The organism is Rhodopila sp. (assembly GCF_035548095.1).
In the GTDB taxonomy this organism is placed as follows: domain Bacteria; phylum Pseudomonadota; class Alphaproteobacteria; order Acetobacterales; family Acetobacteraceae; genus Rhodopila.
This window is the reverse complement of record NZ_DASZUV010000031.1, coordinates 83,686-102,790: the sequence shown is the minus strand read 5'-3', so window position 1 is coordinate 102,790 and position 19,105 is coordinate 83,686. Positions and strand designations below refer to the sequence as shown.

Annotated in this window: 20 protein-coding genes; 12 read left to right on the top strand and 8 right to left on the bottom strand. The window is 67.7% G+C overall.

The window, feature by feature from the left end; all coding sequences use genetic code 11:
- Together VHC04_RS22445 and tenA are read left to right on the top strand one after the other, a co-directional pair.
- Positions 1–622 (top strand): SDR family oxidoreductase (locus VHC04_RS22445; RefSeq protein ID WP_325684975.1); only part of this gene is annotated, 622 nt, incomplete at its 5' end.
- Between the two features lie 525 nt (positions 623–1,147).
- On the top strand, positions 1,148–1,810 hold the full coding sequence (gene tenA / locus VHC04_RS22440) for a thiaminase II (protein WP_325684974.1): 663 nt from the start codon (positions 1,148–1,150) through the stop codon (positions 1,808–1,810).
- Between the two features lie 287 nt (positions 1,811–2,097).
- Here the strand turns inward: tenA and VHC04_RS22435 are convergent, their stop codons facing one another.
- Positions 2,098–3,321, bottom strand: a complete 1,224-nt coding sequence (locus tag VHC04_RS22435) for an MFS transporter (protein WP_325684973.1) — start codon at positions 3,319–3,321, stop codon at positions 2,098–2,100.
- A gap of 3 nt (positions 3,322–3,324) precedes the next feature.
- The gene (locus VHC04_RS22430; protein WP_325684972.1) at positions 3,325–4,392 is read right to left on the bottom strand and encodes an LLM class flavin-dependent oxidoreductase; all 1,068 of its coding nucleotides are present in this window, start codon (positions 4,390–4,392) and stop codon (positions 3,325–3,327) included.
- 105 nt (positions 4,393–4,497) lie between these two features.
- Between VHC04_RS22430 and VHC04_RS22425 the strand changes: the two genes are divergently transcribed.
- Complete coding sequence (locus tag VHC04_RS22425; RefSeq protein ID WP_325684971.1) at positions 4,498–5,577, top strand: threonine aldolase family protein; 1,080 nt, start codon at positions 4,498–4,500, stop codon at positions 5,575–5,577.
- 55 nt (positions 5,578–5,632) lie between these two features.
- On the opposite strand, the gene VHC04_RS22420 is transcribed toward VHC04_RS22425, so the two are convergent.
- The 4 genes from VHC04_RS22420 to VHC04_RS22405 all read right to left on the bottom strand — a co-directional run bounded on the left by VHC04_RS22420 (position 5,633) and on the right by VHC04_RS22405 (position 8,233).
- Positions 5,633–5,944, bottom strand: coding sequence for a type II toxin-antitoxin system RelE/ParE family toxin (locus VHC04_RS22420; RefSeq protein ID WP_325684970.1), 312 nt, complete (start codon positions 5,942–5,944; stop codon positions 5,633–5,635).
- 9 nt (positions 5,945–5,953) lie between these two features.
- The gene (locus tag VHC04_RS22415) at positions 5,954–6,157 is read right to left on the bottom strand and encodes a hypothetical protein (RefSeq protein ID WP_325684969.1); all 204 of its coding nucleotides are present in this window, start codon (positions 6,155–6,157) and stop codon (positions 5,954–5,956) included.
- 88 nt (positions 6,158–6,245) lie between these two features.
- Positions 6,246–7,169: a DMT family transporter gene (locus tag VHC04_RS22410; protein ID WP_325684968.1), complete on the bottom strand. Its 924-nt coding sequence runs from the start codon at positions 7,167–7,169 to the stop codon at positions 6,246–6,248.
- Positions 7,170–7,246: 77 nt separating this feature from the next.
- On the bottom strand, positions 7,247–8,233 hold the full coding sequence (locus VHC04_RS22405) for a hypothetical protein (RefSeq protein ID WP_325684967.1): 987 nt from the start codon (positions 8,231–8,233) through the stop codon (positions 7,247–7,249).
- Between the two features lie 96 nt (positions 8,234–8,329).
- Here VHC04_RS22405 and VHC04_RS22400 point away from each other — a divergent pair, with 96 nt between their 5' ends.
- The 9 genes from VHC04_RS22400 to VHC04_RS22360 all read left to right on the top strand — a co-directional run bounded on the left by VHC04_RS22400 (position 8,330) and on the right by VHC04_RS22360 (position 16,996).
- Positions 8,330–9,940: a hypothetical protein gene (locus VHC04_RS22400; RefSeq protein WP_325684966.1), complete on the top strand. Its 1,611-nt coding sequence runs from the start codon at positions 8,330–8,332 to the stop codon at positions 9,938–9,940.
- Positions 9,941–9,950: 10 nt separating this feature from the next.
- Positions 9,951–10,844 (top strand): TauD/TfdA dioxygenase family protein, encoded by an 894-nt coding sequence (locus tag VHC04_RS22395; RefSeq protein WP_325684965.1) that lies wholly within the window; start codon positions 9,951–9,953, stop codon positions 10,842–10,844.
- Between the two features lie 405 nt (positions 10,845–11,249).
- Positions 11,250–11,489 (top strand): AbrB/MazE/SpoVT family DNA-binding domain-containing protein, encoded by a 240-nt coding sequence (locus VHC04_RS22390; protein WP_325684964.1) that lies wholly within the window; start codon positions 11,250–11,252, stop codon positions 11,487–11,489.
- A complete protein-coding gene (locus tag VHC04_RS22385) occupies positions 11,482–11,823 on the top strand; it encodes a type II toxin-antitoxin system PemK/MazF family toxin (RefSeq protein WP_325684963.1) in 342 nt (113 codons plus the stop codon). Before VHC04_RS22390 ends, VHC04_RS22385 begins: the two co-directional genes overlap by 8 nt.
- A gap of 63 nt (positions 11,824–11,886) precedes the next feature.
- A complete protein-coding gene (locus VHC04_RS22380) occupies positions 11,887–12,957 on the top strand; it encodes an alcohol dehydrogenase (protein ID WP_325684962.1) in 1,071 nt (356 codons plus the stop codon).
- A 291-nt stretch (positions 12,958–13,248) separates the two neighbouring features.
- Positions 13,249–14,154, top strand: coding sequence for an MlaD family protein (locus tag VHC04_RS22375; RefSeq protein ID WP_325684961.1), 906 nt, complete (start codon positions 13,249–13,251; stop codon positions 14,152–14,154).
- Complete coding sequence (locus VHC04_RS22370; protein WP_325684960.1) at positions 14,151–14,744, top strand: PqiC family protein; 594 nt, start codon at positions 14,151–14,153, stop codon at positions 14,742–14,744. Before VHC04_RS22375 ends, VHC04_RS22370 begins: the two co-directional genes overlap by 4 nt.
- 133 nt (positions 14,745–14,877) lie before the next feature.
- Positions 14,878–16,098 (top strand): CaiB/BaiF CoA transferase family protein, encoded by a 1,221-nt coding sequence (locus VHC04_RS22365; protein ID WP_325684959.1) that lies wholly within the window; start codon positions 14,878–14,880, stop codon positions 16,096–16,098.
- A 4-nt stretch (positions 16,099–16,102) separates the two neighbouring features.
- Positions 16,103–16,996 (top strand): HpcH/HpaI aldolase/citrate lyase family protein, encoded by an 894-nt coding sequence (locus tag VHC04_RS22360; protein WP_325684958.1) that lies wholly within the window; start codon positions 16,103–16,105, stop codon positions 16,994–16,996.
- 250 nt (positions 16,997–17,246) lie between these two features.
- Here the strand turns inward: VHC04_RS22360 and modA are convergent, their stop codons facing one another.
- The gene (modA, locus tag VHC04_RS22355; RefSeq protein WP_325684957.1) at positions 17,247–18,002 is read right to left on the bottom strand and encodes a molybdate ABC transporter substrate-binding protein; all 756 of its coding nucleotides are present in this window, start codon (positions 18,000–18,002) and stop codon (positions 17,247–17,249) included.
- 13 nt (positions 18,003–18,015) lie between these two features.
- Positions 18,016–18,990 carry an ABC transporter substrate-binding protein gene (locus VHC04_RS22350; RefSeq protein WP_325684956.1) on the bottom strand — a complete coding sequence of 325 codons (975 nt, stop codon included), beginning with the start codon at positions 18,988–18,990 and terminating at the stop codon, positions 18,016–18,018.
- Positions 18,991–19,105: the final 115 nt, after the last annotated feature.

The window sequence follows — 19,105 nt, the reverse complement described above, 5'->3', positions numbered from 1 at the left end:
GAACAATGCCGGCATCCTGCGCGACGTCATCTTCCACAAGATGACCGAGGATGACTGGCTGTCGGTGATCTCCGTCCATCTGAACGGCAGCTTCTTCGTCTCCCGCGCCGCGGCGGAGCACTACCGCAAGCAGGAGAGCGGCACCTTCGTGCACATGAGCAGCACGTCCGGCCTGATCGGCAATTTCGGCCAGGCCAACTACGCCGCCGCGAAGCTGGGCATGACCGCGCTGTCGAAGTCCATCGCGCTGGACATGGCGCGCTACAACGTGCGTTCGAACTGCATCGCGCCGTTCGCCTGGAGCCGCATGACCAGCTCGATCCCGGCCACGACGCCGGAGCAGCAGGCGCGCGTGGCGAAGATCCAGCAGATGACGCCGGACAAGAACGCGCCGATGGCGGTGTTCCTGTCCTCGGACGCGTCCAAGGGCGTCAGCGGCCAGGTGTTCGGTTGCCGGATGAATGAGATGATCCTGTTCAGCTCGCCGCGCCCGATCCGCATCGTGCACCGCGCCGGTGGCTGGACGCCGGAAACGATCGCCGACCAGTGCATCCCGGCGATGAAGCCGGCCTTCATGCCGCTGGACCGCTCTGGCGAGGTATTCTCCTGGGATCCGGTCTGATCGGATAAGCGTACGAGTTTGACCCGAGTTTGAGGGGACCTTCCAGTTTGTAGGGCCTATCAAACTCGGGTCAAAGCATGCTGCGCGATCGGACGGAGGCTCAGGCCGCGCTGGCCGGATTGCCGACGTCTTCCGAGCATGCTTCGCCATGGCACCGCTTTGGCCCTTTCGTCCGCGCCCAAACATCCGTCGCCGCGCAGAGGGGCTCGCGACCGCCGCCCGCGTCTCATGCGGGCAAGTAGTCAGATCAAAACGACTGGATCGGGAAACCTGACGTGGGTCATTTCTCAATCTGGCACTGGCTTATTGTCACGGCAGTGATTTTGGGCGTTCCGACCGTGCTTCCGACCGCCAGAAGCACCAGAATCATACGACGGACAGGATATAGCCGCTGGTGGGTCCTTGCCTTCTGCGTGCCTGGACTGAATCTCGTCGCCCTTTGGGTTTTGGCTTTCATTCGCTGGCCGGCTGTCGATCGCTTCTGAACGTCAAACCCACGCACCCGCACCATTGGAGAAAAGCACCATGACCGGTTTCTGCGATCGGGTTTGGCAGCGGACCACGGAGCTGCGCGCGGCGATCCATGGCTTGCCGTTCAACCGGGACCTGGCGGCGGGCACGCTGCGCACCGACAGGTTCCAGTTCTACATCCGCCAGGACGCCGCCTATCTGGATCAATACGCCCGTATCCTGACGCTGGCGGGCGCGCGCGGGCCGGACGGCGCCATCCTGCGCCTGTTCGCCGAATCCGCCCTGGAAGCGGTGGCGGTGGAACAGGCGCTGCACGGGTCCTATTTCAAGCAGTTCGGCATCGATCCGTCCGCGCCGACCGATCCGTCGCCGGACTGCCTGGGCTATACCAGCTTCCTTCTGGCCACGGCCTACCACGATCCGTGGGAGGTGCTGCTGGCGGCGCTGCTGCCCTGTTTCTGGCTGTATTGGGATGTCGGGACGACCATCGCGCGGGACGCGGCGCCGGACAATCCGTATCGCGCCTGGATCGATACCTATGCCGATCCCGGGTTCGGGGAGGCGGTGAAGGCGGTCATCGCCGCGACCGACACGGCAGCGCAATCGGCCAGCGAGACAGTGCGCGGGAGGATGACGACGGCCTTCATCCGCAGCTGCCAGTATGAGTGGCTGTTCTGGGACGGCGCCTATCAGCTTCGCACCTGGCCGGTCGCGTAGTCCGAGCATCTTCGCCTGACCGACAAGCGTGCATCAGGCCGTGCCGAGGCGCAGCCTTTCTTTCCGTTTCGACGCCCGTTTTCCGCGCCGCGGCAGGGGCGCCGGGACAGGGGCGCCGGGACAGGGGGCGCCGGCGCATTCGCGGGACGGCGATGGCCGCGGCCGAACGACGGACCATGCCAGCCGCTTCGTGGTGCCGGAGGCGACCGGCGGGCCGGGCGGCGCGCCGGGCACCGTCAGCGGCCGCCTGGCCGTTCGGTATCAGCCGCGGACGCGCATGTCCGCGGTCACGCCGTGTCCAGCTCGACCGCTCCGGCGCGCGGCTTCGATACCCAGCCGTACAGCCCGGCCGCCGCCATCAGCACCGCCGTGCCGATGAACACCGACCGCATGCCGTAATGGCCGCCGATGAAGCCGCCGACCAGCGGGCCGGTGACCTGGCCGACATATTGCGCCGAGGTCGAGTATCCCAGAATCCCGCCCGTCGAGCCTTCCGGCACGCTGTGGCGGATCACCGCGGCGACGCAGGGCAGCAGCCCGCCCAGTGCCAGCCCCATCAGGAAGCGCAGCGCGACCAGCTGCCAGCCGGCGGTGACCATGGCCTGCGGGACCAGCAGCAGCGCCGACGCCAGCAGACAGCCGATGATCACGTTCCAATGCCCGATCCGGTCCGCCAGCCGGCCCAGGCGAGACGCCGACAGGATGCTGCCCAGCGCCGCCGCCGACATCACGATGCCGGCGACGATGGTGACCTGGCCGGGCTCCGGCACCAGCTGGGCGACATAGACGGTGATGATCGGCTCGATCGACATGTTCGCCAGCATCAGCATCATGCCGGTGACCAGCATCGCCACCACCGGCCGCTTGTCGGGAATGGCCGCCCAGCCGCCGGTCTTCCTCGCTCGGCGGGCCCTGGCCGTCTGCGGCTTCTCCTTGATCAGGAAGGTGGTTGCCAGGAAGGCGACGAAGATCACGCCGCCGGCCGCCAGGAACGTGCCGCGGATGCCGACCAGCGGCGGAAGGAAGCCGCCGATCAGTGGCCCGGTCAGGCTGCCGGCCATCACCCCCATCGACAGCACGCCCAGCGCCCAGGCGGTACGATCCTTCGGCGTCGCCGTCGCCACCAGCACCGTCGAGCCGGACGAGTACCCGCCCAGCAGTCCGGCCAGCAGCCGCAGCGCCACCAGCTCATACACGTTGTGTGCCATGCCGATCAGCGACATCGCCACCGCCATGCCGGCGCTCGCCCGGATCAGCATCAGCTTGCGCCCGTACAGATCCGCAAGCCGGCCCCAGAGCGGCGCGAACATCGCGGCGGTGAGGAATGTCGCGCCATAGGCGACGCCGGACCATTGCACGATCGCGGCATGGTCGGACACGCCGAGCTCTTCCACATACAGCGGCAGGAACGGCAGCAGCAGGGTCATCGCCACGATCGTGGTGAACGACCCGAACACGCACACGGCCAGATTGCGCTGCCAGTGCGCGGTTGGATCATCGTCCTTGGACATGGGTCATGCGGCCGCTTGTTGTCGGGCTTCCAGGGCCGGGATGACCTTGTCGCGGAACAGGGTCAGGCTGGCGGCGGTCTGTTCATAGGACATCGGTCCAAGTCGGAACTGCATGATCAGGCCGCCCACGCCGGTGGCGGCGATCGGTGCCAGCTTCTCGGCCACGGTCGCTGGCGAGCCGCAGACCAGCGCGTGCTCGACCTGCGCATGCGGCGGCGGCGCGGCGCCGGCCGGCGGCATCGGCAGGATGGAGGCGCCCTGTTCCCTGTACACAAGGTTGCGCATCTCCACCCGGCGCTCGTGCATGGTGATGAAGGCCGGCACCGCGACCCGTTCGGCTTCCGCGTCGGTCTCGGCGACGAAGACGTTGCGCCAGACCCAGCATGCGCCGGCCTTGGCGGCCACCGTCGCCTCATCCATGCCCAGATCGCGCAGGGCCTGCTTGTACAGCGCCATGCGCTGGGCGGTGGTGGCATTGCTCTGCACATTCATCATGAACGGATCGCCGCGCCGTGCGATATCCAGCATTCCATGCTCCGTCGCCGCCGCCCGGATGACGTACGGATGCGGTTTGGTATATGGCGCCGGGCGCAGCGCCGGCAGCTTTACGGTGAAGAACCGGCCCTTGTGGTCCATCGGCTCGCCGGTCCAGGCCTGGCGCATGATCGCCTCGGCTTCCTCGAACCGCGCCTGTGCTTCCGTATGGTCGATGCCGAAGCCTTGATAGTCGTAAATATTATAGGCCGTGCCGCGCCCCAGGCCGACGATCAGGCGGCCCTTGCTGATCTGGTCGATCAGCGCCACTTGCTCCGCCATCCGCACCGGATGGTGCAGGGCCATCTGCGCCACGGCGAAGCCGATCCGTGCCCGGGACGTGGCCGTGGCCAGCGCGGCGGCGAAGCTCACCGGATCGACATAGGCGCAGATGCCGTCGAAATGGTGTTCCGCCAGCCAGATCGTGTCGAAGCCGAGTTGATCGGTAAGCCGAGCCTCCTGCAGCGTCTCATCGATGACGCGGCCGTCATCGGCTGGGGTGGCGCTGTCGGGGAACAGGAAGTTCGAATATTTCAAGTCCGAGCCCTCGTGCTGGGTGGGGGAGGGAGCATCCGACGGCGCGGCTTTGCAGGCAATGCCCCTTCTGGTACCCAGGCCGGGTAGCCGCCAGGAGCCCACCGCATGAGTCCCAGCCTTGTCAGTCATGAGCCGCAGCGTGCCGATTTCTCGGTGCCGGTCCGCATCAACCTGTATTCTGACACGCAGACACGGCCGTCACGGGCGATGAAGGAGGCGATGCTGTCGGCCGAGGTCGGCGACGAGCAGGGCGGCTCCGATCCCACCGTGTGGGCCTTGTGCGACAAGGCGGCGGCGCTGCTGGGGAAGCAGGCGGCGATGTTCCTGCCCTCCGGCACCATGTGCAACCAGGTGGCGATCGCCACGCATTGCCGGCCGGGCGACGAGATCCTGGCGCATGAGGATGCGCATATCCAGTCCAGCGAGGCTGGCGGCCCCGGCGCCATCACGGGGGTGATGATCCGCGGCCTGCAGGGCCCGCGCGGCATCTTTTCGGCCGAGGCGGTGGAGGAAGCGATCCGCCCCGTGTCCCGCTATTCGCCGCCGCAGACCCTGGTGGAGGTGGAGCAGACGGCGAACAAGGGCGGCGGCGCGTGCTGGAGCGTGGCAGGGCTGCGGGCGGTCGCCGATGTGGCCCATGCGCATGGCATGCAGGTCCATATGGATGGGGCGCGGCTGCTGAACGCGGCGGTGGCGCTGAAGACGGCGGCGAGCGACATCACCGTTGGCTGCGACACGGTGTGGCTGGATTTCACCAAGGGGCTGGGCGCGCCGCTGGGCGCGGTGCTGGCGGGATCGAAGGATTTCATCGGCCAGGCCTGGCGCTGGAAGCAGCGCCTGGGCGGATCGATGCGCCAGGGCGGCATGAACGCCGCCGCCTGTCTCTATGCGCTGGACCACAATGTCGACCGCCTGGCCGAGGACCATGCCAATGCCGCTGCCCTCGCCAGGGGCATGGCGCAGATTCCGGGGATCACGGTGGAGACGCCGGAGACCAACCTGGTGTTCTTCGACACCACCGGCACCGGCCTGACCGCGGCGGCGTTCGCGGCGAAGCTGCGGCCACATGGGGTCACGGTGTCGGTGTCAGGTGCGTATCGCGGCCGCGCCTGCACGCATCTGGATGTGAGTGCCGCGCAGATCACGGAGGCGGTGGCGATCATGCGGCAGGTTGTGGCGGGGTAGACGCCTTTCCAGGCGGAGCGTCGGCATCAGAGCCGGTCGGCAAGGCGGGGACAGGTCACACGCGGCTGCGGTTTTGGCCGGGGCCATACACTCGCAGCACTGTCACGTCGCCGGCAGTCTCATCACGACCGGTGTCCGGCGCGACTTTGTAAAGAACGCGATAGCCTCCGGTAGCTGCCAACTCACGGACGCCCGGATGGTCGCCGACGGGCCAGAGGCAGGGCTGCCGCTGCAGCCGCCGGATGTCAGCGCGGATCGCCGCCAGCTTCCGCCTCGCGGCTGGCCCCGAACCGGGCTGGGTCAGCCAGGCACGCGCGGCCTCAAGGTCGTCTCGCGCCTCCCGCGCATAGATCAGACGGCGCGCCACGTGGCATGGTCAGCGGCGGCGCGTGGGGGGCGGCGGCAGTTCGTGATCGGTGCCGATGCTGTCGATCCACGCATCGACGTCATCCGCATCCACATACAGGCCGGCGGCAATGGAAGCCGCGGCCGCGGCGATGCCCTCAGCCTCCCAGGCAAGGCGGGCGCGCCGCTCTGCCTCGGTCTCGGCACGGTCGGCAACGGGAGCGGACTGGGTCATGGGATGAACAACATAGGCCATCGTCGGCCGGTTTTGTAGCGCAAACTCGGCCCTTATCGGGCGTTGTGGCGCGACGGAGCCCCGTCCCCTACCGGCCCCGGCGGCGCCCTCCCACGGTCAGGGCCACCGGCACCGGCACATGCGCCAGCCGCATCCGCCGCCGCTCCCGCTGCGCGCCGTACAGCCCGCTGGAGACGATGATCGTGGCACCCGCCACGGTCCACTGGTCCGGCAAGACGCTGAACACGACGAAGCCGGCGATCGTCATCCACAGCAGCGACACATAGGAAAACGGCGCCAATGTCGAGGCCGGGGCCATCCGCAGCGACAGGATCACCAGCCACTGGCCCAGCGACGACAGCACGCCCTGACACACTTGCAATGAAAGCTGCCGCGACGTCGGCGGCGCGAACTGGAAGGGCACCAGCACACTCAGCACCACCAGCCCGGTGATGGCGGACCAGAACATCGTCGTCTCCGCCCGTTCCGTCGCCGTCATCCGCCGGGTCAGGATCACGCCCGCGGCCCAGAACCCGGCGGAGGCGACGCGATACAGCGCCTCCGGCTGAAACGTGCCGGCGCCGGGGCGCAGGACGATCAGCACGCCGGTCATGCCGGCGGCGAGCGCCAGCCAGCGCCAGGGTTCGACCCGTTCCTTCAGCAGCGGGATGGACAGCATGGTCACCAGGATCGGTCCGATGAAACCGATCGTGGTCGCCTCGGCCAGGCCGATATCGCGGATGCCCAGGATGAAGAACAGCGACGAGCCGACCAGACACAGCCCGCGCGCGATCTGCAGGCCGGGCCGCTGCACGAAGAAGGACGCGCCCCTGATCTGCGTGGTGATCAGCAACGCCATCAGCGCAAACACGACATAGCGCGTCCAGACGATCTGGACGACGGCGACTTCCTGCGACAATTGCTTGGCGATGGTGTCGCCCATGCAGAAGACGAGCGACGCAAGCAGGTTCAGCCCGATCCCGCGCAGCGGGTTGTCCACGTGTCCGCTCAAGCCGGCGTTTCCTTCGTTTGCCGGCATGACATCACTTTATTGCGCCGCCGGCCAGCCGTCCGGCCGGGCCGCCGATGTCAGGGCGGCGTCAGCTTGCGGATCTGATGATGCTCGCTGTCGCCGACATAGACGGCGCCGCCGGGCCCGATCGCGGCGCCATGCGGACGTGCGAGCGTGCCGTCGATCGTCGTAACGATGCCGGTGTTGCCGTCGATGCGACGGATCGCATTGTTCTCCGTGTCGACAACGAAAATGCTGCCATCCGGCGCCACCGCCATCTCCTTCGGCCGGTCGAACACGGCGTCCCTGGCCGGGCCGCCATCGCCGGCATAGCCGCGTCCGCCGGTACCGGCGATCGTTTCGATGATGCCGTCGCGGATACGGCGGATGCAGCTGCCCTGGCGCTCCATGACATAGAGCGAGCCGTCCGCCGCGAATGCCACCGCGCGGGCGCCGAAGATCGCGGCCTGCTTGGCCGGCCCGCCATCGCCGTCATGCTTGCCTTCCCCGGTGCCGGCGAAGGTGTCGATCAGGCCGGTTGCCAGATCGACGACCCGCACGCGGTGTCCGGCGACATCGGCGATGAACAGCCGCCCGCCATCGGGCGACAGGGCCAGGCCGTTCGGCTCGATCAGGCCGGCCTGGGCCGCCGGGCCGCCGTCCCCGTGACTGGAGGCGGACCCGTCGCCCGCCAGCGTGGCGATCCCGCCGCTGGTATCGATCACACGCACCCGCCCGTTCAGCCGGTCGGCGCAATAGATGCGCCCGGCACGATCGGCCACGACCCCGTACGGCTCATTCAGCCGGGCGGCGATGGCAGGCCCGGAATCGCCGCCGAACCCGCGCTCACCGCAGCCGGCGATCGTCGTGATCGTGTTCGCGGCAAAATCGACGCGGCGGATACGATGATTGAACGTATCGGAAAAAATCAAGCTTCCATCGCTTAGAAAGGCAAGATCGAATGGATTGTCCAGCATCGCGTCCAGCGGAGTCGATCCGTCTCCGGAACAGCCGGCGGCTCCCGTCCCGGCGACGATCGTGACGGTCCATGGCGCAACGGTCATGCGGTTTCCTCCCCCTGTGCGGTCACGATGGTTGTCCCCGACAGCATGTCAAGCGTAGGATCGCCGCAATCAAGACCGAGTCAGAGGGACGACCACATGGACACCAACGTGAGCGAGGTCGTGCGCGACAGCGCGACTCAAGGCCTTTACGACCGGCTGGAAGATCGCTGCCTGATGCGCGACCAGAAGGGCGCGAGCGACGTCCTGTACGACCTGATCCGCGCCGGCCGCCCGCTGAATGAGATCGTGTCCGAGGGCGTGCGCATCCATGCGCCCTATACCCATGTCCCGTATCATGAGCGGATCGACGACGGATATCCGAACTTCGTCAACAATGACCACTGCCTGCTATCCGCCAGGGCGACGATCAACCTGACCCACATGGTGCCCTCGCACCTGTCGATGCTGCCGATGGCGCAGACCATCTGGTACATCCCCACCGGCCTGGATATCTGGAACCAGAAGATCAACAAGGCACCCGGCCACTATACCCGCCATCGCGGCAACATGACGCTGGATGAGAAGCCGCCGGCCCCCGTCGTCTACTGGCCGGACCAGGAGCCGGCGCAGCTCACCGGCTCCCTGAAGGAGCGGCTGAATGAGTGGATGACGCTGGTGCACCGCGGCGAGGTGCTGCCGGCCTATCGCCATTTCCTCGGCCTGATGCAGAACCCGGCGGAGCGCAACGATGTGCTGGCCGAAATGTGCTTCGCCGGGCTGATGGACGTGCAGGACCGGCTGCTGCACAACCGCTCCTACACGACCGGGCACAAGGCCTATCGGGCCCGCTCGACCGTCGAGCTGGGCAATGCGCTGGGCTGGGACAAGGCGCACAACGTGATCTATGCCGGCGCGCTGGATATCGCGGTCGGCCCGCGCTGGTATTCGACCTACGAAGTCGCCTGCAACTACATCAAGATGATGATCGAGGGGGAGGCCCTGCACGCCGTCCCCTATGGCGGCGTCAGCGAGGCGGAGCTGGCGGTCCTGCGCAACCGGGAGCCGGTGAACCAGGAGGAGGCGGCGGAGCTGATCACCGCGATCCTGCGCCAGGGCGAGATCGAGACGCTGGAGGTGCTGACCAGGCTGCTGAAGGCCGGCAAGGACCCGCGCCGGCTGATCGACGTGACGCAGTTGGCGGTGGCCCAGCTGGTGCTGGAAACGCAGGACCCGACGGCGTTCAACATGCCGCATCACTGCTACGAGTACCAGAACACGCTCGCCTGGTTCTACGATACGTTCGACCATCCGCGCCGGCTGCGGCTGCTGTACGTCGCGGCCATGTTCGCCAACCGCGTCGCCTATCACCAGCAGGGGCTGCACGAGGTGCACCCGGTGTCGGTGCAGGTGCCGTCCGGCGCCAATGCCCTCAGCGCGCAGCAATTGCTGCAGCGGGTCGATCAGTCGATCTGCGCGCTGAATGGCGCCGAGTGCATCGGCTGGGTGCAAGCCTATTGCGACAACGTCACGGACAAGACGCCGCTGGTGCAGACGATCGCCCTGGCGGCGACCAAGCTGGGCAACGACCCGCACAACCAGGAAATCGCCCAGTGCATGCTGATGGATTTCGGCACCAACCGGCAGCCCGACCGTGACAAGCTGCTGCTGGCCGCCGCCTACCACACCGCCATGCACCGCAAATACGGCGACCCGCTGGAACCCGCTCGGCGCTTCGGCCAGGCGCTGGGTTTCGCCGAGCTGCATTGAGGAGAACAGGATGACGCTGTCCATCAAGCCGATCGACCCCGTCTCCCGCCCGTTCTTCGCGGGCGAGGTCTCGGGCATCGACATCACCCGGCCGCTGAGCCGCGAGGAAGCCGCCGCGATCGATGCGGGAATGGACCAGTACGGCGTACTGGTGTTCCACGGCCAGCGCTTCACCGATGAGACGCAGCTGGCCTTCTCCCGCAATTTTGGCGAGCTTGAGCAGGCCAGCGGCGACCTGAACTGGGGCAAGGCCCGGCGGATCGAATCGCCGCTGGTGAACGACATCTCCAACCTGGACAACGACAACCAGGTGATGGCGCGTGACAACAGGCGCCGGTTGTTCAGCCTGGGCAACCGGCTGTGGCATTCCGACAGCTCCTTCAAGGCGGTGCCGGCGAAGTATTCGCTGCTGTCCGCGCGGGTGATCCCCTCCGCGGGCGGCAACACCGAATTTGCCGACATGCGCCAGGCCTATGATGACCTCGACGAGGAAACGAAGGCCGAGTGCGAGGACCTGGTCTGCGAGCATAGCCAGCTTTACTCGCGCGCGATGATCGGCTTCTCCGACTTCACCGATGAGGACCGCATCCGCTTCAAGCCGGTGCTGCAACGGCTGGTGCGGCGGCACCCCAGCACGGGACGGAAGTCGCTGTTCCTTGCCTCTCATGCCGGAGCGATCGTGGGCTGGCCGGTGCCGGAGGCGCGCGCCTTCCTGCGCGACCTGACCGAACATGCGACGCAGCGGAAATACGTCTACGCGCATGAGTGGAAGCAGTGGGACCTGGTGATGTGGGACAACCGCGCGACGATGCACCGGGCGCGCCCCTTCGATCCGAAGGAGGTGCGGGACATGCACCGCACGACGGTGGCGTGCGAGCGGTCGACGATGGCGGAGGCGGCGTAGCGCGACGACCACCGGATTCGCAGTTGTTACGACCGTGTGATCCTGAGGCTGGACGGGGAAATCAGCGACGCGCGCTTCCCGGGTTGCGACATCCAGATTGAGAACCCGTACTTTTCGATCAGGTCCGCAGCCTCTTCAAGGGTCTTCACGTGCACGGCATATTCCGCATGATGTTTTTATTTGAGTGCGCGGGATCCGCCAGTCTGTAACCCTTCGCCTCTTTGATCGGTTCCTCGGGAACCGCAGCTCGGGAACGCACACGTTCTATTTTCACTTTCCGTCAAACCATCATTCGCGCAACGTTTTGCTATCCGCCACCGCGGTTCGGTCAACAGTTGTCTTGCCGAGGGTTGATCCGCCCGGCCGGATATACTATGTATATCCACTCAGATCCAGGAGTGCGAAATGACCGTTACGCTGCAAAAGTGGGGGAACAGCGTCGGCGTGCGCCTGCCGCGCCCGCTGCTGGAGCAGGCTGGTCTCGACGAAGGTGCCAAGGTCGAAATCCTCGTCGAGGGCGACCACCTCGTGATTCGCAAGGCGCGGGTCCGTCTGGCTGACCTGCTGGCCCAGTGCAGGCCGGAGAATCGCCCCGATCCGACCGATTGGGGACCAGACGTCGGACGCGAAATCGTTCGTGACTGACGTCTACATCCCCGAAAGGGGCGACTTCATTAGGATCGTGCTGAACCCCTTCACCGGCAGGGAACAGGGCGGCGAGCGGCCGGCCCTAGTTCTCAGCACCCATGCATTCAACAGCCTGACCCGCTACGCGCTGATCGCGCCCATCACCCGGACAGTTCGCGGCTGGCCGTTCGAAGCCGTGATCCCCGAGGGCCATCGTGTATCCGGGGCCGTGCTGTGCGATCATGTCCGCAGCGTCGATTTTGAGGCCCGCCATGCCCGCTTTCTCGGCAAGGCGTCGAGCGGTCTGATCAGCGATGTGTTGGGACGCGTTGGCGCGATTCTGGAATCCTAACCCCCGCTTTGCATCCGCCCCGCCCCGCGCTATCCATCGCCCGACCGCAAGGAGGACACAGTCATGCGCGCCTGGGCCGTCGTCGAGAACGGGCAACCGCTGAGGGAAATCGAACTGCCCACGCCCGAACCCACGGGCACAGAGGTGCTGCTGGAGGTCACGCATTGCGGCGTGTGCCATTCCGACCTGCACATCTGGGAGGGGTATTACGACATCGGCGGCGGCCAGAAGATGTCCTTGAAGGACCGCGGCGTCACCCTGCCCCTCGCCATGGGCCACGAGATCATCGGTCGCGTCGTCAAGCTCGGCCCCGAGGCCAAGGGCGTGAAGGTCGGCGACGTCCGCATCGTCTACCCGTGGCTGGGCTGTGGGAAGTGCGAGCGTTGCCTGGCCGAGGAGGATAACATGTGCGCGGTCGCCGCGCGCAGCCTGGGGGTCTACCAGAACGGCGGCTACGGCACCCACGTGGTGGCGCCGCACCCGCGCCATCTGATCGACCTGGGCAGCGTGGACCCGGCAGTGGCGGCCACCTATGCCTGCTCCGGCATCACCGTCTATTCGGCGATCAAGAAGGCGATGCCGCTGGCACCGACGCAGCCGATCGTGCTGGTGGGCGCGGGCGGGCTGGGCCTGAACGCCGTTGCCATCCTGAAGGCGCTGAAGCACCAGACTATCATTTCCGTCGACATCAGCGCCGAAAAGCGGCAGGCCGCACTGAAAGCCGGCGCGACGAAGGTCGTGGACGGCAGCGGCGACGGCGCCGAGGTGACGAAGCGCATCGTTGAGGCGGCGGGCGGCCCCGTCCCGGCCGTAATCGACCTGGTGAACGGCACCGCCACCGCCCGCTTCGCCTTCGGCGCGCTAGGCAAGGGCGGCAAGCTGATCCAGGTGGGTCTGTTTGGCGGCGAACTGATGCTGCCGCTGCCGATCATGGCGATCAGGGCATTGACGGTGCAGGGCAGCTACGTCGGCAATCCCAAGGAACTGCGCGAACTGGTGAAGCTGGCGCAGGAGGGCTCGCTGGAAGCGCTGCCGGTGGCGACCGTACCGCAAAGCCAGGCGAACGACGCGCTGATGCGCCTGCGCGACGGCAAGGTGACCGGGCGTCTTGTGCTGAAGGCGGAAGCGGCCTGAGGCGACACCGCCTGCGCGGGTGCCCCAGGTTCTCCCTGTGGCGTGCTCCCGCTGGCGTGCTGACTCTAGCGTGCTCCCCCCTTTGGCCTTCTCCCGCTGGCCTTCTCCCGCTGGCGCCCGCGGCCACGGCATGAGGCGGCACCGCCGGCCCCCCGGCAATCGTTCGGGGGAAGGGTAAATCACACATGACCGCGCGCCGGATGCGGCGAGCCGGCGGCGGCGCGTGCCGCGGCGACGATACGCGGAAATCGGTGGCTGGGCACGCCAGCGTTTTTTCGCCAGTCTGCGCGCATGATCGGAACGCTTCGCGCACGAATCGCCCTGGCCTTGCTGCTGGTGACGGCGGCCGGCCCGGCCCGGGCGGACGGTGTTCCGTTCCTCATTCGCTTCGCCAGTGACGTGCGCGGGCTGGCCGCCGGCGCGCCGGTGCAGATCCTGGGCATCCGCGTCGGCACGGTGCGCAGCGTCGGACTGGACGTGGCGCCGGACGGCAACAGCTTCACCGTCCCGGTCACCATTGAACTGGAGCCGGCGCAGTTCCCGGCGCAGGCTGCCGCGCACCGGCCCACCACGCCCGATGAGATCTATGCCGCCGCCGATGCCCTGGTCCGCCGCGGCCTGCGTGCCCGCATCGGCACCACGGACCTGATGGGCGGCACCGCGCTGGTCACACTCGGTTTCCTGCCCGACCAGACCCGGGCGACGCTGGACCGGTCCGGGCCGGTGCCGGTGCTGCCGGCCGGACCGTCGGTCCGCGACGCGATGCTCGACCGGCTGGGGCCGTTGCTGGACAAGCTCGCCGACGCGCCGCTGGACCAGGTGTTCGCCCAGCTTCTGGCCGCCGCCACGGCGATGAAGGAGCTGGCGACCGGGCCGGAGCTGCGGGATGCGCTGGCCCAACTGCGCGATGCCGCGACGGAACTGCGCACCGTGGCGCAGGGCGTCGGGCCCCGGGCGGATACGCTGTTCGACAGCCTGAACGTGACGGTGCGCAACGCCAACAAGGCCGTCGACCGTGCCAGCCAGACGCTGGCGACGGTGGACCTGCAGCTCGGCGATCGCTCGCCGGTGCTGGGCGAGCTGCGCGGCCTGCTGCGGGAACTGCAGGGCGCTGCCCGCTCCATGCGCCTGTTGGCGGAGTATCTGGAGCGCAATCCCAACGCCCTGCTCATCGGCAAGTCGGACAACCGGCGGTGAGGTGCCTCCCGCTCATCCTGCTGCTGCTGGCTGCCTGCGGCACGCCGACACGCGTCTATGACCTGTCCGCCGCCGAACCGCCACCGGCCGCACCGGCCCGCGAGGGACCGGTGATCTATGTCGATCGTCCCACTATCGCACTGTATGCCGACCGCACCCAGATGGTCACTCGCACCGGTACCAACCGCGTATCGATCCATGAGTTCGAGGTCTGGTCCGATCCGCCCGCCGATCTGATCACCCGCGCGCTGGTCGACGACCTTGCCGGTCGCTTCGGGCGGGATCGTGTGATGCCGACCCCGGTGGTGCGGATCCCGCCGCCCACCTGGCGCGTCAGCCTCGATGTCACCCGGTTCGACGTGGAGGAAGGGGCGCCCGCGCGCGGCCAGCCGTCCCCTGGCACCGCCGTGCTGGATGCGCGCTGGACCCTCGTGCGCGAGCCCGGCTCTCGGGGTGACCTGTCCCGCCGAGCGCGGATCGATCTGCCGGTTACGGATGCGACGGACGCCACGGCTCGGGTCACCGCCCTGCGCGGCGCGGTAACGCAGCTGGCCGGGCAGATCGGCGACGCGATCGCCGCCGGACGCTGAGCCGCCAGTCGCTGAGCCGCCAAGCCGCGCAAGGGCGCCAACTGCCTCTTGCCTCGCTCCGCCTCTTGTCTCGCTCCGCCTCTTGCCTCGCTGCCGCTCTGCCCGGACAATGGCACGTCCAAGAGAGCAGCCCATGATCCCTCGCGTCCAGTTCGACCCGACAGCCTCCGCGCCGCTGGACGGCATCCGTGTCGTGGATGTCTCCCGCCTGGTGGCCGGCAACATGGTCAGCCTGCAACTGGCCGACCAGGGCGCCGAGGTCATCAAGATCGAGGATCCGAAGGTCGGCGATCCGCTGCGGGCCTGGCGCGTGAAGGGGCTGTCGCTGCACTGGAAGGTCTATGCCCGCAACAAGAAGAGCCTGGCGATCAACCTGCGCCCGCGGGCCGGACGCGATGCATTGCTGGACCTGCTGGCCACGTCCCATGTGTTCATCGAGAATTTCCGCCCCGGCACGCTGGAACAGATGGGTCTCGGCCCCGATGTGCTGCACGCCCGCAACCCCGACCTGATCATCGTGCGCATCACCGGCTTCGGCCAGGACGGGCCGTACCGGGATCGGCCCGGTTTCGGCACGCTGGTGGAGGCGATGTCCGGCTTCGCCGCCAAGAACGGCTATGGCGACCGCCCGCCGGTGCTGCCGCCGCTGGCGATGGCGGATATGATCGCCGGCCTGTACGGCGCCTATGCCATCATGGTGGCGCTGCGTGTGGTCGAGCGGGGCGGCAAGGGCCAGGTCATCGACCTGTCGCTGCTGGAGCCGATCGTCTCGGTCCTCGGCGCCGATCCGGCGACGTTCCGTATCGCCGGCGACAAGCCGGTGCGCACCGGCAGCCGCTCGCTGACGACCTCCCCCCGGAATGTCTATCAGACCAGCGATGGCAGGTTCGTGGCGATCTCCGCGTCCATCCAGGCGATGGCGGAGCGGCTGTTCCGCGCGATCGGCCGGGCCGACATGATCGACGATCCGAGATTCCGCACGAACACCGATCGTGTCCGGAACATTGACGCATGCGACGGGATCGTCGCGGACTGGATCGCCCAGCGGACCCTGGCCGAGACCATGGCAGTGTTCGAGGCCGCCGAGGTGACCGCGACACCGATCTATGAGGTCGACCAGCTACTGGAGGATCCGCATGTGCAGGCCCGCGGCGTGCTGGTGGAGGCACCGGACGCGGAGGCCGGGGCGGTGCTGATGCACAACGTCATTCCTCGCCTGTCCGATACGCCGGGCAAGCTGCGGATGCCGGCGCCCGACCTGGGGCAGCACACGCGTTCGATCCTGGAATCCATCGGCTATGGCGCCGACCGGCTGGCCGCGCTGGCCGCCGAGGGCGTGATCAAGGAGGGCTGAGCCCATGCGCGACGATCTACCGGTCTGGCGGTCGCTGATGTTCGTGCCGGTGACGGCGGAGAAATTCGTCCGCACCGGCGCTGATCGCGGCGCCGACGCGATCATCCTGGACCTGGAGGACGCGGTCGCACCCTCCCAGAAGGAAAACGCCCGCGCGCTGATCGCCGGTGCCATTCCGCAGGTGAACCGGAACGGCGCCGATGTCGTGGTGCGCGTCAACCGGCCGTGGCGCCTGCTGGTGCGCGATCTGGAAGCGGCGGTGATTCCCGGCGTGGCCGCACTGATGCTGACCAAGGTGGACAGCCCGGAACACGTGCACGCGGTCGCCGAGATCGTCGATGAGCTGGAGGCCGAGCGCGGCCTGCCTGCTGGCGGCATTCGCTTCATCGCCCTGGTGGAGACCGCCAGAGGTTTCTTCCGGATCGAACAGATCGCCAAGTGCCACAGGCGGATCGTGGGCCTGAGCCTGGGGTCGGAGGATTTCGCCGCCGATGTCGGCATGCAATCCGAACCGGAGGGGCTTTTCTACCCCAAGCAGCAGACCATCTTCGCCGCCCGGGCCGCCGGGATCATGCCGATGGGCTTCATCGGCTCGATCGCCGATTTCCGCGATCAGGAGGCATTTCGGAAAATCGTGCGCCGGTCTCGTCGGCTGGGCTTCATGTGCGCCAGCGCGGTGCATCCACTGCAGGTGCAGGTGCTGAACGAGGAGTTCGCGCCGGATGCCGCCGAGGTGGAACGGGCCGAACGCATGATCGCCGCTTATGAGGATGCCTATGCCAAGGGGCTTGGCGCCGTCCAGTTCGAGGGCGCGATGATCGACGTCCCGGTCGTTGAACGGGCACGGTCCGTGGTGAAGCGTGCGCGGGCGCTGCAAGGAAAGCTGCGCGGATCCTGAAGCATGACAGGGTCGGGCTGACCCTGTCATGCTTTTGTCAACTCTTTGATTCAAGGGCGCGACTCACGCCGTTCAACCGTCGGCTTCAGGCGATCGCGCCCCGGTAGGGTTTCTGCTACGGTTTCAAGCGGTGCTGCTTCCGGCAGCCTCGTCGCGCCTTCCCGTCACGCCGCCGCCGGCTCGGTGCCAGCCGGCCGATACGGCGTGAGGAGCGCGCCGGCGCGCGATGAACGCCGGCGCCGTAAAGTGCCTACTGCATCACCTTGAAGCCGCGGTCTGCGAAGATCGCGGTTGCCTTCGGCCCCGACAGGAATTTCAGAAACGCCCGCGCATCCGGCGTGTCGCCCGCCTTGGTCACCGCGAACGGATAGGTGACCGGGTCGTGCGTGTCGGCGGGGAACACCCCGGCCACGGCCACGGCCTTGGATACCTTGGCATCGGTGGCATAGACGATGCCCAGCGGTGCCTCCCCACGCTCGACCAGCAGCAGCGCGGAACGAACGTCATCCGCGCGGGCGAGGCGGGGTTCCACCTTGTCCCACAGTCCCAGCCTGGTCAGCGCCTGTTTCGCGTACAGACCGACCGGCACATGCGCCGGGTCGCCGGTGGCGATGCGGCCATTGCTGCCCAGAAGCGCCACCAGGTCCATGCCGGGCTTGATGGTGACGGACAGATGCCTGTCGGCCGGCGCGATCAGCACCAGCTCATTCTCCAGCAGGTTCGTCCGCGTGCCTGCCGCGATCAGGTTCTTTTCGGCCAGGTAGTCCATCCATTTCTGGTCCGCCGACGCGAAGACATTGGCCGGCGCGCCCTGCTCGATCTGGCGGGCCAGGGTGGAGCTGGCGCCGAACGACAGGCGCGGCTCCTTATGGCCGGCGGCGACCCATTGCGCGGCGATGTCCTTCATCGCGTCGGTCAGGCTGGCGGCGGCGAAGACGGTCAGGTCCTGTGCCCTGGCGGTGATCGACACCAGCAGGAAGCAGATGATCAGAAAGAAGCGACTCAACTCCTGGATCCTTTCAAGGCCGGATTGATGATACGCCGGACAGGACGGTGTCCCGTTCGGCCGGCGTGAGCGTGCGGCGGTACAGGATGGCATTCGCCATGGCGGCGAGCGTGACGGGGTCGTGTCCGCTCAGCCAGGCGAAGCCGATCAGGCGGTTGATCGAAGGCGGCTCTTCCACCCAGCCGAACGGCAGATGCGGCGCCACCACGGCATGGCCTTCACGGACCGCACGCACGGCCTTCCATGCGGGATCATGGGCCAATGCATCCGCCATGGCGGGATCGGAGAAGACCAGCAAGTCGGGGTTGAGTGTCGCGACCGTCCCGGCGGTCACCGGCCGGAACGTTCCTGACCCTTCCGGCGCGAGCACGGTCCAGCCCAGGCGGGTGAACACGGCGGTGACATCGGTGTCGGGCGCCGCGGCCAGGGTGCCGGCCGGCCCCCGAGCGTAGACGACGGTCGGGTGCGACGCCGGCGACGGCAGGCTCAGCAGCGCCTCGGTGAAGCGGGCGAGCTCATCCGCGCGTTCAGGCCGGTGCAGCACGCCGCCCAGTAGGCGGAGGACGGCCGGGACCTTGTCCAGGGCGCCATCCAGCAGCAGCGTCGGGATGCCGGTCTGCCGCTGCGTGGCTATCGCCAGATCGATATATCGCTGGCCGGTGTCGCCGTAATCCAGGATCAGGTCCGGGTGCAGGGCCGCGATCCTGCCGCTGGCGTCTTCCCGCGCGGTCAGCCGCGGGATCTGCGGCAGGGCCGCCGCGTCGGATGGCAGCACGGCTCGCGCGGCATCCGGCACCGGAGCGGGCCATCCGGCCATCAGATCCGGTGCAATCGCCGCCATCAGCACGGCGGCGGGAGGGCCGGCCGGCACCACGCGGCGCACCTGGTCTGGAACGATAACGGAACGGCCTGTCGCGTCCGCGACCTCGGCCGACAGGGCGGCCGCGGACCAGATCAGACAACAGGCGAGAAACGCCCCGCGCCACATGCCGCACCTCTGCACTCGCCGACGTTGTAGCCGATCCAAAATAGCGAGGGAAGGCGGTCGGGGGGCGGTACCGGGGGTGGGTACCGGGCGGTGGGTACCGGGGGTGGGTACCGGG

What these genes read in the sequence shown, in the direction of transcription:
- tenA (WP_325684974.1), top strand. Translation starts at nt 1,148, where the DNA reads ATGACCGGTTTCTGCGATCGGGTTTGGCAGCGGACCACGGAGCTGCGC.
- VHC04_RS22435 (WP_325684973.1), bottom strand. Translation starts at nt 3,321, where the DNA reads ATGTCCAAGGACGATGATCCAACCGCGCACTGGCAGCGCAATCTGGCC.
- VHC04_RS22425 (WP_325684971.1), top strand. Translation starts at nt 4,498, where the DNA reads ATGAGTCCCAGCCTTGTCAGTCATGAGCCGCAGCGTGCCGATTTCTCG.
- VHC04_RS22415 (WP_325684969.1), bottom strand. Translation starts at nt 6,157, where the DNA reads ATGACCCAGTCCGCTCCCGTTGCCGACCGTGCCGAGACCGAGGCAGAG.
- VHC04_RS22405 (WP_325684967.1), bottom strand. Translation starts at nt 8,233, where the DNA reads ATGACCGTTGCGCCATGGACCGTCACGATCGTCGCCGGGACGGGAGCC.
- VHC04_RS22400 (WP_325684966.1), top strand. Translation starts at nt 8,330, where the DNA reads ATGGACACCAACGTGAGCGAGGTCGTGCGCGACAGCGCGACTCAAGGC.
- VHC04_RS22395 (WP_325684965.1), top strand. Translation starts at nt 9,951, where the DNA reads ATGACGCTGTCCATCAAGCCGATCGACCCCGTCTCCCGCCCGTTCTTC.
- VHC04_RS22390 (WP_325684964.1), top strand. Translation starts at nt 11,250, where the DNA reads ATGACCGTTACGCTGCAAAAGTGGGGGAACAGCGTCGGCGTGCGCCTG.
- VHC04_RS22380 (WP_325684962.1), top strand. Translation starts at nt 11,887, where the DNA reads ATGCGCGCCTGGGCCGTCGTCGAGAACGGGCAACCGCTGAGGGAAATC.
- VHC04_RS22375 (WP_325684961.1), top strand. Translation starts at nt 13,249, where the DNA reads ATGATCGGAACGCTTCGCGCACGAATCGCCCTGGCCTTGCTGCTGGTG.
- VHC04_RS22365 (WP_325684959.1), top strand. Translation starts at nt 14,878, where the DNA reads ATGATCCCTCGCGTCCAGTTCGACCCGACAGCCTCCGCGCCGCTGGAC.
- VHC04_RS22360 (WP_325684958.1), top strand. Translation starts at nt 16,103, where the DNA reads ATGCGCGACGATCTACCGGTCTGGCGGTCGCTGATGTTCGTGCCGGTG.
- VHC04_RS22350 (WP_325684956.1), bottom strand. Translation starts at nt 18,990, where the DNA reads ATGTGGCGCGGGGCGTTTCTCGCCTGTTGTCTGATCTGGTCCGCGGCC.